Origin of the sequence: Massilia sp. CFBP 13721 (genome assembly GCF_014842025.1) — a bacterium.
Lineage (GTDB): Bacteria > Pseudomonadota > Gammaproteobacteria > Burkholderiales > Burkholderiaceae_D > Telluria.
This window is the reverse complement of the sequence record NZ_JACYUY010000001.1, coordinates 120,799-136,163: the sequence shown is the minus strand read 5'-3', so window position 1 is coordinate 136,163 and position 15,365 is coordinate 120,799. Positions and strand designations below refer to the sequence as shown.

Genomic DNA, 15,365 nt, shown 5'->3' with positions numbered 1-15,365 from the left:
CGATCCAACGGGTTGGTGGAGCGGCTTCACACCCTGCCATTGATGCCGGAGAACTGCATCGTAACATGCAAATCTGATATTATTTTCATTTATGCATTGCAACATTAGTCCCCAGAAAGGACTGAAGAGAAATGTTCAGCATTTCCTCATAGGAGAGTCCGATGTCCTGCAGGCATCTTTGTAAGCGCAGTCCTACTCGCATACAAGGAAATCCACTACGAAAACTCATCCATACGGAAAGCACACGCAACCGTGCGCACCCCGCATAAGGGCCAGCCGGGCGGTTTTGGGAGGTTCGGCGGCGCCGGCATGCCGCCGCCGAGGGTGTAGGCATACTCTGCCGTGACGGGCGCCCGTTCCGGCGCCGCACATTGTGCGGAGCGGCGCCGCGCAGCGCCGGCGCAGACGCCCGCAAGCGGCAGCGGGGGCGGTTGCGCCTCCGTTGTTGCGGTGCAGTACAGCGTGCGGTCCAGCTTCCCTCAGGCGGGCGGATACGGCTGCGCGCCCTCGGGATGGCCGTCGGCGTCGAAACTGTCGGCGGTCGAGACATCGTCGATACCGATCGAGCCCAGTGCGTCGCACAGCTCGTCGACTTCGGCGCCCAGGTCGGCGGCCAGGTCGACCGCCTTCGCCGTCCCGCCCCAGGGCGGCCCGCCGTCGAGCGCGTACAGGTTGACGCGCAGTTCGATGTGTTCGCCGGCATCGACCGGCGCCACCACGGCGCGCACGCGGTCCGCCGCCAGTTCCTTGGCCGCCAGCAAGGCGTTGATCTCGGCCAGGGTGCCGAGCATGGCCAGTTCCGCCACGCCCTGCTCCTTGGCGCCGTGGAACAGGTCCTGGTACAGGAAGTCGACGCTGATGCGTTCCGGATCGCGCGCCAGGCAACGCCGCACCAGTGGCGCCACGCGTTCGGTCCAGGCACGGTAGCGGCGCATGCGGTCGGCGAAATACACGTCGGCGTCGATCTCGTTCTTCGGCACCGCATAGAACGGATCGTCCGCCCGTTTAAGCGCGAAGCCGAACAGGAAGCGCAGCTCCATCGCCGTCTCGTCGGGCGCGAAGCGCTCGCCGGTCCAGCCGCGGATGCTCGCTTCCAGCAGCGGCGCGGGCGCCGGTTTCTTGCTGGTGAGGGTGGCGGCCGCCTCGCGCAGCAATTCCTGCAGCGTGGAGTAGCCGATGTGGTCGACCTCGGCCAGGTCGTAGGCGTGGCGCACCAGGGCCACTTTCGCTTTCGGACTTTCCAGTTCGAGCGCGACGAAGCTGGCCGCCAGTTCCTCGTAGGCCTCGTCGAGGAAGGTTTCGTCGGCGACCAGGCCGCCGATGCTGCGCACGAACAGCGGAATCAGGAAGGCGTCGATCTCCAGCTCATCCTCGTTCTCGCGGCGCAGGCGCAGCGTGGCCGACTGTTCGCCGATATGGCTGCGCAGCAGGCGGCAAGCCTCGGGATCGGTGAAGCGCGCCAGTTCGATGGCGCCGTACAGGACTTCGTCGCGCTTCTTGCGCAGCGCCTTGCGGATGGCGACCAGCAGCTCTTCCTCGCGCGCGGCGGACAGTTCCGGATCCGGCTCCTCGCCCTCGGCCACCTCGAGCGCGAGGTCGGCCAGGGCCTGGGCCAGCGCGTCGGTATCGGGTTCGGCGGCAAGCGCCGCCTTGCGCGGCACGGGCTTCTTATTTTTCGGCATGGTAGGCGTGTTCAGTGTTGAAAACGCCATGGTAGCGCATCGCGGCGCATTTACTTCCTTCCTCTATTCGGCGCGCGCGGCCTCCGGCGCCGCGTTGGCCAGCGCCAGGGCCGCCAGGATCTCCTCCGGCTCGGCCGGCTTGGCGATGTGCAGGTCGAAGCCGGCCTCGCGCGCGCGCACCTTGTCGGCCAGCTGGCCATAGCCGGTGAGTGCGATCAGGAGCGTGCTGGAGAATTGCGGCATGCCGCGCAGGCGCCGCGCCAGTTCGTAGCCGTTCATGTCGGGCAGGCCGATGTCGAGGATGAACACGTCGGGGCGCTCGAAGGCGGCCCACTCGAGCGCGCTGGCGGCGTCGTAATAGGTCGACACGAGGTGGTCGCCGGCGGCTTCGAGCAGCAGCGACAGGCTGACGGCGGCGTCGATGTTGTCGTCCACCAGCATGACACGCAGGGCGCTGGCGGGTGCGCCCGCGCTCGTGCCCGCCATGCCGCCGCGGCCCCCTTCCCTGGCGCGGCGCAGGTTCGGCGGCGCCGCCGGCGCGGCCAGCGCCGCCGGCTCGGCCTTGACCGGCAGGCGCACCGTGAAGATGCTGCCGCCGCCGCGCCCGGGACTGCTCGCTTCGACGCTGCCGCCATGCAGCTGCACCAGGCTGCGTACCAGGGCCAGGCCCAGCCCCAGCCCGCCCTCGGCGCGGTCGGGCTTGCGCTCGCCCTGCGAAAACAGGTCGAACACGCGCGGCAGCAGGTCGGCCGTGATGCCCTCGCCGTCGTCGGCCACGGTGAGCACCGTTTCGTCGCCGCCACCACCACTGCCCAGGGTCAGCTGGATCGCGCCGTGCGCCGGCGTGTAGCGGGCCGAATTGGTGAGCAGGTTGGCCACCACCTGGGTCAGGCGGGTCTGGTCGCCGCGCACCATGACCGGCTGCCCGGGCAGGCGCAGGTCGAGCCGGTGCTGGCGTTCCTCCATCAACGGGCGGGTCTGTTCGACGGCGCGTTCGACGACGTTGCGCAGGTCGATGTCGTCCAGGTTCAGCGTCACCAGCCCGCGCGTGACGCGCGAGACATCGAGCATGTCCGACAGCAGCCGGTTCATGTGTTCGACCTGGCGCCCGATCACGTCGCCGGCGTAGCGCGCGCGGTGGGTGTCGAGGTCGGGCAGTTTCAGCAGCTGGGCCGCGGTGCCGATCGGCGCCAGCGGATTGCGCAGTTCATGCCCGAGCATGGCCAGGAACTGGTCCTTCGCGCGGTTTTCCTCTTCCGCCACCTGGCGCCCTTCCTGCGCCCGCTCGAGCTGCGACTGGCGCTCGGTGCCGGCCGATTCGCGCTTTTCCTGCAGCCGGCCCAGCTCCTTGCCGGCCTTGCGCAGCGCCGCCAGCAGGCGGTCGATCTCGACGATGCGCGAGCGGTGCTGCGGCGGCAATTCGCCGCGCCCCAGGCTGCTGGCCGCCTCGACCGCGCTCTTGATCGATCGGGCATGGCTGCGCCCGAACCAGGCCGATACGGCGATCGCCACCGCCAGGGCGGCGATCAGGGCCAGCGCCGCGCCGCGCCGCATGCCGCCCGGTGCGGCGGCCACGGCGGCCGGCGGTACGCCGACCGCGACCACCCAGCCGGCGTAGGGCGTATGGTGGAAGGCGACGGTGCCGGCGCCGCCATTGCGCAGCGGCGTTTCCAGCATGCCCGTTCGGGCGAGCGCGCCGGCCGCCACCAGGTCCGGCGCCGCATCCTGGCCCACCAGCTCGGCCGGTCCCTGGCTGGAGGCCACCAGCTTGCCGCGGCGGTCGACGATGTCGGCTTGCCAGTCGCGCGGCAAGTTCGCGCCGGCCAGCAGGCGCCGGAAATGGTCGGCGCCGAAGCCGACGGCCAGCACGTGGCGGCGCGCGCCGGCTGGCGGCGCATTCACGCCGGCTTGCATATTCACGACAGCCCGCATATTTACGACAGCCTGCGGCTGGGCGACCACGGTGACCAGGCGCCCGCTGGCGCGCCCCGGGAAGACGTCGCTGACGACGGCGCGGTTTTGCGCGAACATGGCGGGGAAATACGCAGGCGGCGGCGCGTCCTGGTCGGTTGCGGCAACGGTCGGGCCGAGCGTGTTGAACACCATGCGGCCACGCTCGTCCATGAGCACGAACCAGACGTCGTGTTCGTCGGCGGCGGCTTCGGCTTCGCGCCGGAAGGCGGCCAGGTCGCCGCGCGCCAGGGTCGGCGAGACCGCCAGCACCCCGAGGGCGCCGATGGTATGCGTGTGCCGGGCGTCGACCAGCAGTGCCACCCGCTCCGCCGCGCGCGCCAGGTCGGCACGCGCCAGCTCGCTTTCGGCCTGCTCGAGCAGGCGCAATGCAAAGCCGGCGAAGAGGATCACCGGAACCAGGATTGCCGCGGCCATCAGGTACAGGTAGGCACGGATTTGCATCGCGAGCTCACAGGTAGACGGCCATCGAGATGACAGCCAGCAAATCGATGATACCAATCTCTCAACGTAAAGCAACAAATTAGTGAAAAACCGCCGGGCTGTCGGCACGCGCTCGCGGCCCCTGCGGTGTTATGCTTCGGTCATCCATACGAAACACCTTCCACGATGCTCGACAACTACTTCAAACTCAAGGAAAGCGGCACGGACGTGCGCACCGAGCTGCTCGCCGGCCTGACGACGTTCCTGACGATGGCCTACATCATTTTCGTCAACCCTTCGATCCTGGGCGACGCCGGCATGCCGAAGGAAGCCGTGTTCGTGGCCACCTGCCTGGTGGCCGCGCTCGGCAGTGCGATCATGGGCCTGTACGCCAACTACCCGATCGGCATGGCGCCCGGCATGGGCCTGAACGCCTATTTCGCCTACGCCGTCGTGCTAGGCATGGGCGTGGCCTGGCCGGCCGCGCTGGGGGCCGTGTTCCTCTCGGGCTGCCTGTTCATCCTGGTGTCGGTGCTCGGCCTGCGCGGCATGATCGTCAACGGCATCCCGCATTCGCTACGAGTGGCCATCACGGTCGGCCTCGGCATGTTCCTGGCCCTGATCGCGCTGAAGAACGCCGGCATCGTCGTCGGCAGCGAACCGACCCTGGTCAAGGCCGGCGACCTGCACCAGCCGGCGGCGGTGATGGCCATTGCCGGCTTCCTGCTGATCGTCACGCTCGACCGCCTCAAGGTGCGCGGCGCCATCCTGATCGGCATCATCGCCGTTACCGTCCTCTCGTTCTTCTTCGGCGGGAACACCTTCAAGGGGGTGTTTTCGGCGCCGCCCTCGATCGATCCGACCCTGTTCAAGCTCGACATCCCGGGCGCACTGTCGGTCGGCATCATCAACGTCGTGCTGGTCTTCTTCCTGGTCGAACTGTTCGACGCCACCGGCACCCTGATGGGCGTGGCCAGCCGCGCCGGCCTGCTGGTGGAGGGCAAGATGGAACGGTTGAACCGCGCCCTGCTGGCCGACAGCGGCGCGATCGTCGCCGGTTCCGTGCTCGGCACCTCGAGCACCACCGCCTACATCGAGAGCGCAGCCGGCGTGCAGGCAGGCGGACGCACCGGGCTCACCGCCCTCGCCGTTGCGCTGCTGTTCGTGGCCTGCCTGTTCATCGCGCCGCTGGCCGGCGTGGTCCCGGCCTACGCCACCGCGCCGGCACTGCTGTTCGTCGCCTGCCTGATGCTGCGCGACCTGGGCGACATCGAATGGGGCGACACGACCGAGTCGATCCCGGCGGCCATCACCGCGCTGGTGATCCCGTTCACCTATTCGATCGCGGAAGGCATCGCCTTCGGCTTCATCACCTACGCGGCGCTGAAACTCCTGACCGGCCGCGCGCGCGACGTCAAGCCGGTGGTGTGGGTGATTGCGGCGCTGTTCATTTTCAAGATTGTGTATATCGGGACCTGAGGCGGCGCGACTGTGCGAAGGTTGAACCGCGTGGGCGCGAAGAGCCCACCCTGCAGTCCACCACCGCTAACGATTCTTCGCGTTGGCAGCGGTGTATCGTAGGGTGGGCATGCCCACGCGGTTCAACCGCCGGCAATTCGGCAAAGCGTCCCATCATCAGAATCGCCCGCGCAGCCTGATTCAGTTCGTCAATACGACACAAATTCACTGCTTCTGGGATACAATCAGGGCGCTCTTTTCCCGAACGACCGGCCGGCTGCCGCAGCCCTTGAACAGCTTATGACCTCATTCCGTTTATACGCGCTGGCCCTCCTCGGCCTGGCGCACAGCACCGCCTTCGCCTATGACGGCGCCGCCGACGACCTGCCGCAAATCGGCAGCATCCACAGCGCCCTTTCCGTCAACCGCCCGGATACCATCCCCGACGGCAGCTGGTTCACCTCGGCCGAGCTGGGCGCGATCAACACGTCCGGCAACACCACCGGCACCTCGATCAGCGGCAAGATCGACGCGCGCCACGAAACCGCCGACTGGAGCAACGAATACATCGTCAGCGGCTTCTTCAAGGAAGACGAGATCACCGACGACGACGGCGAGCGCTACCGCACCCGCTCGGCCGAGCGCTGGGCGGCCTCGGCGAAAGCGGCCTACAAGCTGATGAAGGAAGGCTCGCGCGCCTTTGTCCTCGGCTCGCACGTGAACGACAAGTTCGGCGCCTACACGCGCTATTCCTCGTTCGCGGTCGGCCATGGCTCGCAGCTGTACAACACCGCCGACAAGGCGCTCGACGTCGAAATCGGTCCGGGCTATTTCAACGGCCAGCGCGAAACCGGCGAGACCGAGAGCGGCATGACCGTGCGCGGCGCCGCCCGCTTCCGCTGGCAGGTCAGTTCGTCGGCCGCTTTCGTGCAGACCGTCAGCGTCGAGCGCGGCACCTCGAACGTGCACTCGATCGCCGAATCGGCGCTCTCCACCAAGATCAACGACACCATGCAGATGAAGGCCGCGTTCTCGGCCCGTAACGACAGCAACGTCCCCGAGGACAAGAAGAACACGGATACGCAGACCTCGTTGACGCTGGTGTATTCGTTCTGAGCCGGGACAGGCGAGACGGGCCTGCCCCGCTCCCGTGCGACAATGCGCGCATGGATCGACGAACCGACTACAAGACCGCCTTGCTGATCGACGCGGCAATCAAGACGCCTGCCTCCCAGGGAGGCTCGCCAGCCCACATGATGGCCGGGATGGGCGTGCCCTTCGAGGTCGCGCGCCGGGTACTGACCCGGCCTGACGAGCGCCGCCATCCGTTGCCGGCGCCGGAGTTCAGGCGCGAGGCGTGATGCCGACAGGCGTCAGCGGGCTTTCGTAGGGTGGGCTCTCGCGCCCACGCGGTCTGAGCATCAGCACAGACGAAACACATCCTGGCATTGACCGGCAAGCAGTCCCCTGCGGACGTCGCAGGGATGCATGGCGTGCGTCCGCGTGGGCGGAGCCCACCCTACGAAAGCCAGCGCCTGGCAAGCCTTCCCGTTGCCTCATTGCAAGCGTTGTAGTCCTGACCATCTTTCTTGGTGGCTGTGGTTGTTTGGTTGTTCTTAGCTTGTTGGTTAGTTACATTTTCAGTAGACCCAACTGGCCTCCATCTCTGGCCTCGACCGGCGCTACGCCTGCGGCTCGTGCACGTCGTCCACCGTCACCGGCTCGGCCGCGATCTTTTCCTCGGCCAGTGCATGGTCGTCCGCATCGGCTTCCAGCCCTTCCTGCTGCGCGCCGCGCACCTCGTCGTAGAGCAGTTCGACCAGTACCGGGAAATGGTCGGATCCGAAATGCGGCAGGCGGCGGATGAAGCCGAGCGTGAAATGGCGGCTGTGGAACAGGTGGTCGAGCGGCCAGCGCAGGAACCAGTGGTCGGCATGGAAGGTGTTGAACATGCCCCGCCCTACCCGCGGGTCGAGCAGGCCGCTGATCTTTCGGAACAGGCGCGTCGTGGTCGACCAGGCGACGTCGTTCAGGTCGCCCGCGACGATGACCGGCGTTTCCAGGCCGGCCACGCTTTTCGCCACCACCAGCAGTTCGGCGTCGCGTTCGGTCGATTCGTCGTGCTCGGTCGGGCTGGGCGGGGCCGGATGCAGGAAGTGCATGCGCACCTTGCGCCCGGATGGCAGCACCACCATCGCATGCATCGACGGGATGTCGTCTTCGACCAGGAACTGGATCGCCGTGTCTTCCAGCGGCAGCTTCGAATACACGTGCATGCCGTACAGGTTGTCGAGTGGGCATTTGAGCGCATACGGATACTGCGGCTCCAGCACGTCGAGCCGGTCCTGCCACCACTGGTCGCTCTCGAGGGTCACGAACACGTGCGGCTGGTGTTCTCGGATCAGGGCGACCAGGCGATCGACGTTGCGGTTCGGGGTCAGCACGTTGGCGGTGAGGATGCGGATGCGGTCACCCGGCGCCGCGTCCACGGCCAGCTTGACCTCGTTCGGGAAAGGCCGCGTGTAGGGAATGATCCACCAGGCCTGGTAGGCCAGGCAGGCGCCGGTGACGATCATCAGGAACGGCGATTCGCGCTCGCCCATGTCGAGGAAGAAGGCTTCGGCGACCAGCACGCCGAGCGCGACGATGGCGATCTGCAGGCGCGGGAAATCGAGGTCGCGCACCCACCATTCGGTATGCCGCGACAGCGGCATCAGCGTTGCAATCACAATCAGTATGACCAGCGTTGCGATGACGACAAAAGACATGGTGAGCGAATCCTGGGAGCAAATAAGTGAAATTAAGTCGATGACAAGTAAGCAACATGCATAGTATGCCCGGTTCGCTTGATTCGGACTGTGCGCTAGCGTGCACAGTGCGTCGCTCGACAGTGGGGCCGGTCAGCCGTGCGTTGGCAAACCGACCAGATACGCGATACTTGGCGTCCAGACCTTTGCCGCGCCAAAGCATACCGATGACCACATCCAGCCCCGACACCGCCTTCCTGATCCTGACCCGCGCCGGCTTCGCCGACATCGGCGCGCGCATCGTGCCGGCCGGCGCTTCTCTCTATCTGAACCCCGGCGTCGCCAGCGCCGCCGACGTTGCGCAACTCGAAGCGGCCGGCGCGCGCGTGGCCGTGTTGCCGCAGGCCTTGCCGCGCGAAGCTTCCGGCCAGTTCGAGCAGGTGCTGCGCGCCGCCGGGCTGCCGGCCGGGCGGCTCTGGATCGAACATCCCGAGAAGGTGCCCGCTCCCGCCCCGACGTTCGCCCCGGTATCCGAACCGGTGCAGGCGCAAGCCGTGCCCGGCGAACCGGCCCTGCACGAGCGCCTGGCCTGGCGCGCCGGCCGCTTCGCCAGCGCTGCGCTGCGGCGGCTGCGCAGCGTGGGCAGCGACCGTCCGCTGCTGGTGCTGCCTTATCTCGGCTTCGGCAATGCGCACATGCTCTGGATCAGGGGCCGCGTGCTCGACGAGGCGAGTTTCCGCGAGCAGACCGGCCAGGACAGCAGCTGGAGCAACCTGGTCGCGCTTTACCACCGGCTCGAAGCCGACGAAGTGGCGGGCGCGCGCGTGGTCGCGCAATTCGACGGACGCAGTTGGGATACGGTAACCGACGGCGGCGGCTATTTCGAATTCAGGATCGAATCCGCCGCCGCGCTGGCCGGCGGTTCGCACCGCGTGAACCTCGAACTGCCGGACTGGCGCGGCGCCGACGGCGCGCCGATCCGCGCCTCGGCCGAAGCCTTCGTGCCGGCCGCCACGGCGCGCTTCGGCATCATCAGCGACATCGACGACACGGTCTTGTGGACCAACGTCACCAACAAGCTGAACATGGTGCTGATGCTGGCGCGCACCAACGCCCACACGCGCAAACCCTTCAAGGGCGTGGCCGCCTTTTACCGCGCGCTGCGCGACGGCGCCAGCGGCAACGAAGATAATCCGATGTTCTATGTCTCGAGCAGCCCCTGGCACCTGTTCGGCTTCCTGGTCGACTTCCTGCGCCTGCAGGGCATTCCGGTCGGCCCGCTGCTGCTGCGCGAACTGGGCCTGCGGGATGTGCTCAAGCCGAGCAACCACGGCAGCCACAAGCGCGACAAGATCGAACTGATCCTGCGTTTTTATCCGGACATGCAGTTCGTGCTGATCGGCGACAGCGGCGAGAAGGACCCGGAAATCTATGCCGACATCGTGCGCCGGCATCCACACGCGGTGCGCATGATCTACATCCGCAACGTCAACCCGGACCCGGCGCGCATCGAGGCGCTCGACCGCCTGATCGAGGAAGTCAGCAGCACCGGCGCCCAGCTGATCCTGGCGCCGGACAGCGTCTTCGCCGCCTCGCACGCGGCGGCCGAGGGCTTGATCAGGGTGGACCGGCTGGCGGGGGTGAGGTCGGACAAGAAGGAGGATGACAGCCTGCTGCCGTCGGTGTGAGAGTGTGCGGGAGGTGTCGTGGCTGTTGCCTGCAGCGCTATCAACAGGCCCAATCTGCGTGGGCTCGGGGCGCCCACCCTACGAGCCTTACCGCAGGCCAGATCCTTAACGTGACTTGTAGGGTGGGCGCCCTGTGCCCACGCGGACAAAACTGACCACAGACGTCGCAGGCAACGGCCCACGACGCCCGCACATCAAACCAAATCAAGCCCGCGCTACACCCGCGCGGCGCCCTTCGCTACGCACCAGCATCAGCGCCACCAGGCTCAGCAGCGCCGCACCGGTCAGGTAGTAACCCACATACGCGATCCCATGCTTCGTCGCCAGCGACGTCGCCACATACGGCGCCAGCGACGCGCCCAGGATGCCGGCCAGGTTGAAGGTGAGCGAAGAACCGGTGTAGCGCACCTCCGGCGGGAACAGCTCGGCCAGCAGCGTGCCCAGCGGTCCGTAGGTCAGGCCCATCAGCGACAGGCCGATGACCAGGAACAGGCCGGCCATGAACAGGTTGTTGGCGATGAAGAGGGATCCGAAGAACAGTCCGAACACCATGATCCCGGCAGTCACCCCGATCATCGCGGTGCGGCGGCCGAAGCGGTCGGCGATCAACGCCGACGGTGGGATCAGCAGCCCGAAGAAGATCACGGCGCCCAGCTGCAGCACCAGGAACTGGGTGCGCGAATAGCCCAGGCCGGTGGTCCCCCAGGACAGCGCGAACACGGTCAGCAGGTAGAACAGCACGAAAGTCGAGGTCGCCATCAGGGTGCCGAGGACCAGGGCGCGGCCATGTTCCTTGAACACGGTCACGACCGGCACCTTGACCCGCTCGTTCTTGTCGAGCACGGCCTGGAAGTCCGGCGTCTCGTGAATTTTCAGGCGCACATACAGGCCGACCGCGACCAGGATTGCGCTCGACAGGAAGGGCACGCGCCAGCCCCAGGCGAAGAACTGTTCTTCGGTCAGGGTTTGCGTCAGCAGCAGGAACACGCTGCCCGACAGGAAGAAGCCGATCGGCGCGCCCAGCTGCGGGAACATGCCGTACCAGGCGCGCTTGCCCGGCGGTGCGTTTTCGGTCGCCAGCAGCACCGCCCCGCCCCACTCGCCGCCCAGGCCGAGGCCCTGGCCGAAGCGGCACAGCGCCAGCAGCAGCGGCGCCATCGTGCCGATCGAGGCATAGGTCGGCAGCATGCCGATCACGATGGTCGAGACGCCCATCGTCAAGAGGGCCGCGACCAGCGTGGCCTTACGGCCGATGCGGTCGCCGAAGTGGCCGAACAGGGCCGAGCCGACCGGACGCGCGAAGAACGCGATGGCGAAGGTGGCGAAGGATTGCAGCACGGCGGCGGCCGGGTCGGCCGCCGGGAAGAACAGTTTCGGGAACACCAGCACCGCGGCGGTGGCGTAGATGTAGAAGTCGAAGAATTCGATGGTCGTGCCGATCAGGCTGGCGAAGAGAACCGTACGGGCTTTATTGGCAGGGGCTTTATTGGCGGGCGCCTTCGGCTGGCTCATGCGCTCACCGCCTTCGCCAGTGCTTCGCGCACTTCCTCGACGCTGTCGGGACGGGTCACGCGCGCGACCTCGACGCCGTCTTTCAGGACCACGACGGTTGGCCACAATTTGATGCGGAACGAGCGGCCGAGCGGGCGGCCGGGGCCGTCCTCGACCTGGATGTGGCGCGCATCCGGGTAGTCTTTCAACGCGCCCGCAATGAGCGGCTCGCCGGCGCGGCAATAGCCGCACCAGTTGGTGCCGAAGTCGAGTGCGACGAGGCCCGGCAGCGCGTCGACCGCGCTGCGTTCGGGTTGGGAGGTTTCGTAAGACATTGGTTGCTCCTCAATAGTGCCGATAAGACAAGCGTACCTGAAACGCCATCGGGGAGCCAAGGGTTTTATTGCAATATCGGAACGATACGCCCCGGAACGGTGCATGCCCACCCCACGGCCCGCGTCCGTAGGGCGGGCATGCCCGCCGCTTACTGCCAGCACCTCTACTGCCGGCACCTCTACCGCCGGCCCCTCAATGCGCGTGCCCACCCTCCTCCGCCTCGCAATGGCGCGGCTCCTCCCGGCACAACTTCTCCCGCGCCTGCAACGCCAGCCTGCGCGCCGCCAGCTGCGCCGGCGTGCGCGCCGGCGCCAGGATCTCGTCCAGCGTGTACACGCGCCCGTTCTTGACCACCAAACGCACGTCGGCCGCCGCGCGCACATCCGCCAGCGGATTGCCGCCCACCACCACCAGGTCGGCCAGCTTGCCCTCTTCCACCGTGCCCAGGTCCTTGTCGACCAGGGCGATGCGGGCGGCGTCGCGCGTCACCGATTGCAGCACCGCCAGGTTGTCCTGCACCAGTGCCGCGCCGCGCATGTTCAGGTGCAGCGAGATGCCCGGCACCACCAGCGGCGAGTCGGTGCCGTTGGCGACCAGCGCCCCGGCCGCGCGCACCTTGGCTTGCTGGGTGGCGTCGTTGGCGATCGTCGCCAGCTGGGCCGGCGTCGGCGGCAGCGCGTTCTGCAATCCCGGCACGAAGTTCGGCGGCACCAGGATGAAGCGCGGATCGGCCACGATGCCCGGGTCGAGCCCGGCCAGGGCGCTGCTGGAGAACAGCGTGTCGATCAGGCGGAAATCGGCCTTGCCGTAGACGTCGGCGGCGTCCTGGTAGGTGATCGCGCGCGCCAGCGACTTCGACCAGCCATAGCCCATGCGCTGGGTCGCCGACAGGTGGGTGGTGCCGGCCAGACCCGTGGCGGCGCCCGGCTGCACCATGTGGGTCCCGCTCGGCACACCCAGGTCGAGCGCCCCTTGCGCGATGCGTTCCATGACGGGGATCGGCGCACGCACATAGCTCTTCAAGAAGTCGGCATCCATGCGTTTCGCCTTGGCGATCTCGATGTCGGCGATGCCCGGGGTGCGCAGCGTGCGCGCGAAGCTGTAGAACAGGCGATTACCCTCCCACAGCGGCGGCGAGACGAACAGGCGCGGTCCGATCAGGTTGCCGGCCTCCAGCGCCTCGCGCATCTCGATGCTCTGGTGCAGCGGGCCGGCCACCGATTGCGCCGTCGTGATCCCGTAGGACAGCATCAGCTGCGCGATCTGGCCGAACTGGCCGCCCTGGTACAGGGTCAGCGGATGCAGGTGGGTTTCGATCAGGCCCGGCATCACGGTCAAGCCGCTGGCATCGACCACACGCACGTCCGCATCGTGGGCGCTATGCGGTTCCACCGACACGATGCGGTTGCCTTCGACCACGATATCGACGTCGCGCCGCAGAGATGAACCGACGCCATCCCACAGCGCGCCGGCGTGAATGACCGTGCGGCCCGCAGGCGCGGCCTGGCGCCAGCTCAGTTTCACCTCGATGTCGCGCCGGTCGCTGCCGTCGGCGCGCACGGTGCGCACCCGTTCGGCCGATTTATACAGGATGGTCTGCGAGTCGCCGCCCCAGGTCGGCAAGTCGGCCATGTCGTCGCTCACCTGGCGTGCGGGACCGGTCGGCGCGCCATTGGCCCCGAGCGGCATCACGTGCAGGCGCGAATCCATGATGAAGGCGACCTTGCTGCCGTCGGGCGCCAGTGCGGCGGCGCCCTCGTCGCGTTCGGCGATCTGGCGCGGCTCCGGGGCGACGGCGTAAAACGTGCCCTGGCGCGTGGCCAGGTCGATCACGCGCAGCTTGTTGTAGCCCTCGCGGAAGCGGTTGTTGATGCGCTCATTGTCGACCAGCAGGATGCGCTGCCCGTCCGGCGTCCATTGCGGCGTGCTGACCTGGGTGCTGAGCGATTGCAGGATGACTTCGGAGGTGCCCGTCGCCAGCGTCCAGATCTCGAGCTGCCCCGACAGGGTCGTGTAGGCCAGGCGCGTGCCGTCGGGCGACAGCTTGGGCGTGACCAGCGAGCGCCCGGGGATGGCGGCCAGGCGCGTGCGCGTGCGGCTGGCCAGGTCGATGCGGTCGACCGCGAGTTGGCCGGCGTTGCCGCGCTCCGACGAAAAATAGACGGCGCTGCCGTCGGCCGTCCATTGCGGGTTGGCGTCGCGGTCGACGTCGTCGGTCAGCCGCACCGGGGCCTCGCCGATGCGCATGGTCCAGACGTCGTTGAGGGCGACAAAGGCGATGCTGCGCCCATCGGGCGAGAGCACCGGCGCGCTGATGCCGCGCACCGGCCGGCGGTGGAGATCGTCGAAGTGGCGGTCCTTGGGTTTCGAGAATTCCGGCCGCCGCAGTTTGAGTTGCGCCGTGAAGGCGATGTCGGTGCGGCCGCTGCCATCAAAGGCGCGCGTGCGGATGCGGCCATCGGACGTGTACAGCAGCAGGCCGTTGGGCAGGAAGCGTACCGGGAATGGGAAGAGGTCCTCGTCCTGGGTCACCTGGATACCGCCGAGCACCAGCTGGCGCGCGGCGTTCTGGTAGACCAGGTCGGTCCCGTCCGGCGTCCAGGCGGGCGCGGCGCCGGGGGCGACGACCGTCGGGGCGCCACCGGCCAGCGCGCGCGTGACGATGTTGGCGCCGTCGACGTAGGCCAGGCGCGTGCCGTCCGGCGAGACCACCGGATTGCTTTCGGCGCCGGGGCCGGTCGTGACCCGGCTCGGTGCGCCGCCGCCGGCGTCGACGCGCCAGATTTTATATTGGCCGTCGCGGCTGCGGTCCGACGAAAATACCAGGCCGCTGCCGTCGGGCAGCCAGGCCGGTTCGCGGTCGTCGAAGGGCCCGTCGGTCAGTTCGCGCTGGTTGCGTCCATCCGGGTCGATGGTCCAGATATGGAAATTCCCCTCGGGCGCGTAGTTCTGGAAGGCGATGCGCTTGCCGTCTGGCGACCATACCGGCGCCGTCGGTTCCAGGCGGTAGTCGGTGATGCGTCTGGCGGCGCCGCCGGCAACGGGCATGACCCACAGCGCACCCTGGGCCGAGAACACGATGCGGCTGCCGTCGGGCGACGGCGCGGCCGCCATGTTGGTGCCTTCGCGCAGTTCGACAGTGACGTCGCGCGTGGGGCCGCGCAGGTCGTTGAGCTGGTCGACGCCGCCGCCCGGCCATTGGCAGGCGGACAGCAGGGCCGCGGCGACGGCAGTGGCGAAAACAGTGCGGGCGACGGGACGGGTGCGCTGGAAGTGCAGTTGCATCTTCATTGTAGCCTCCGGGAGAGTTGCCAAAATGCACCGAAATAGTGCATGGCTGACCTCGTCAGTTTCGGAGCGGCGACTGACGGAATGCTGACTGATGAGTCAGCACTGCAACTTCCTGCGTTCGAATGCGCTTTCGGATGACCTCGCTCAAATAATAGTACTGACGAGCGGGAACTTTTTAGCGGCTGAGCTGCTACAGAGCAATTTGATTGATACGTGAAATGCTTAACCGACAATGGCTATTGCGGCTGGCATAGTGGACTCGAACTCGACATTCATTC

Annotated in this window: 10 protein-coding genes; 4 read left to right on the top strand and 6 right to left on the bottom strand. The window is 67.4% G+C overall.

What is annotated here, in order from left to right:
* Window positions 1-479: 479 nt before the first annotated feature.
* Both IFT60_RS00580 and IFT60_RS00575 read right to left on the bottom strand, forming a co-directional pair.
* Window positions 480-1,682, bottom strand: coding sequence for a hypothetical protein (locus IFT60_RS00580; RefSeq protein WP_192048367.1), 1,203 nt, complete (start codon window positions 1,680-1,682; stop codon window positions 480-482).
* A 63-nt stretch (window positions 1,683-1,745) separates the two neighbouring features.
* Complete coding sequence (locus IFT60_RS00575; RefSeq protein ID WP_192048365.1) at window positions 1,746-4,097, bottom strand: hybrid sensor histidine kinase/response regulator; 2,352 nt, start codon at window positions 4,095-4,097, stop codon at window positions 1,746-1,748.
* Window positions 4,098-4,262: 165 nt separating this feature from the next.
* On the opposite strand from IFT60_RS00575, the gene IFT60_RS00570 reads away from it, so the two are divergent.
* The 3 genes from IFT60_RS00570 (at window position 4,263) to IFT60_RS00560 (ending at window position 6,895) form a co-directional block, all read left to right on the top strand.
* Window positions 4,263-5,555, top strand: a complete 1,293-nt coding sequence (locus IFT60_RS00570; RefSeq protein WP_192048363.1) for an NCS2 family permease — start codon at window positions 4,263-4,265, stop codon at window positions 5,553-5,555.
* A 279-nt stretch (window positions 5,556-5,834) separates the two neighbouring features.
* Window positions 5,835-6,650 carry a DUF481 domain-containing protein gene (locus IFT60_RS00565; protein WP_192048361.1) on the top strand — a complete coding sequence of 272 codons (816 nt, stop codon included), beginning with the start codon at window positions 5,835-5,837 and terminating at the stop codon, window positions 6,648-6,650.
* Between the two features lie 50 nt (window positions 6,651-6,700).
* Window positions 6,701-6,895, top strand: coding sequence for a hypothetical protein (locus IFT60_RS00560; RefSeq protein WP_192048359.1), 195 nt, complete (start codon window positions 6,701-6,703; stop codon window positions 6,893-6,895).
* Between the two features lie 321 nt (window positions 6,896-7,216).
* Here the strand turns inward: IFT60_RS00560 and IFT60_RS00555 are convergent, their stop codons facing one another.
* A complete protein-coding gene (locus IFT60_RS00555) occupies window positions 7,217-8,302 on the bottom strand; it encodes an endonuclease/exonuclease/phosphatase family protein (RefSeq protein ID WP_192048357.1) in 1,086 nt (361 codons plus the stop codon).
* 206 nt (window positions 8,303-8,508) lie between these two features.
* Between IFT60_RS00555 and IFT60_RS00550 the strand changes: the two genes are divergently transcribed.
* The gene (locus IFT60_RS00550; RefSeq protein WP_192048355.1) at window positions 8,509-9,969 is read left to right on the top strand and encodes an App1 family protein phosphatidate phosphatase; all 1,461 of its coding nucleotides are present in this window, start codon (window positions 8,509-8,511) and stop codon (window positions 9,967-9,969) included.
* 204 nt (window positions 9,970-10,173) lie between these two features.
* Here the strand turns inward: IFT60_RS00550 and IFT60_RS00545 are convergent, their stop codons facing one another.
* The 3 genes from IFT60_RS00545 to IFT60_RS00535 form a co-directional block, all read right to left on the bottom strand.
* Window positions 10,174-11,481 (bottom strand): MFS transporter, encoded by a 1,308-nt coding sequence (locus tag IFT60_RS00545; protein WP_192048353.1) that lies wholly within the window; start codon window positions 11,479-11,481, stop codon window positions 10,174-10,176.
* Window positions 11,478-11,900 (bottom strand): thioredoxin family protein, encoded by a 423-nt coding sequence (locus IFT60_RS00540; RefSeq protein ID WP_524537860.1) that lies wholly within the window; start codon window positions 11,898-11,900, stop codon window positions 11,478-11,480. Before IFT60_RS00540 ends, IFT60_RS00545 begins: the two co-directional genes overlap by 4 nt.
* Before the next feature lie 88 nt (window positions 11,901-11,988).
* Window positions 11,989-15,087, bottom strand: coding sequence for an amidohydrolase family protein (locus IFT60_RS00535; protein ID WP_192048349.1), 3,099 nt, complete (start codon window positions 15,085-15,087; stop codon window positions 11,989-11,991).
* Window positions 15,088-15,365: the final 278 nt, after the last annotated feature.

Bases quoted from the DNA above. Each gene is read 5' to 3' on its own strand.
- IFT60_RS00580 (WP_192048367.1), bottom strand. From the start codon at position 1,682: ATGCCGAAAAATAAGAAGCCCGTGCCGCGCAAGGCGGCGCTTGCCGCC.
- IFT60_RS00575 (WP_192048365.1), bottom strand. From the start codon at position 4,097: ATGCAAATCCGTGCCTACCTGTACCTGATGGCCGCGGCAATCCTGGTT.
- IFT60_RS00570 (WP_192048363.1), top strand. From the start codon at position 4,263: ATGCTCGACAACTACTTCAAACTCAAGGAAAGCGGCACGGACGTGCGC.
- IFT60_RS00565 (WP_192048361.1), top strand. From the start codon at position 5,835: ATGACCTCATTCCGTTTATACGCGCTGGCCCTCCTCGGCCTGGCGCAC.
- IFT60_RS00560 (WP_192048359.1), top strand. From the start codon at position 6,701: ATGGATCGACGAACCGACTACAAGACCGCCTTGCTGATCGACGCGGCA.
- IFT60_RS00555 (WP_192048357.1), bottom strand. From the start codon at position 8,302: ATGTCTTTTGTCGTCATCGCAACGCTGGTCATACTGATTGTGATTGCA.
- IFT60_RS00550 (WP_192048355.1), top strand. From the start codon at position 8,509: ATGACCACATCCAGCCCCGACACCGCCTTCCTGATCCTGACCCGCGCC.
- IFT60_RS00545 (WP_192048353.1), bottom strand. From the start codon at position 11,481: ATGAGCCAGCCGAAGGCGCCCGCCAATAAAGCCCCTGCCAATAAAGCC.
- IFT60_RS00540 (WP_524537860.1), bottom strand. From the start codon at position 11,900: ATGCACCGTTCCGGGGCGTATCGTTCCGATATTGCAATAAAACCCTTG.
- IFT60_RS00535 (WP_192048349.1), bottom strand. From the start codon at position 15,087: ATGAAGATGCAACTGCACTTCCAGCGCACCCGTCCCGTCGCCCGCACT.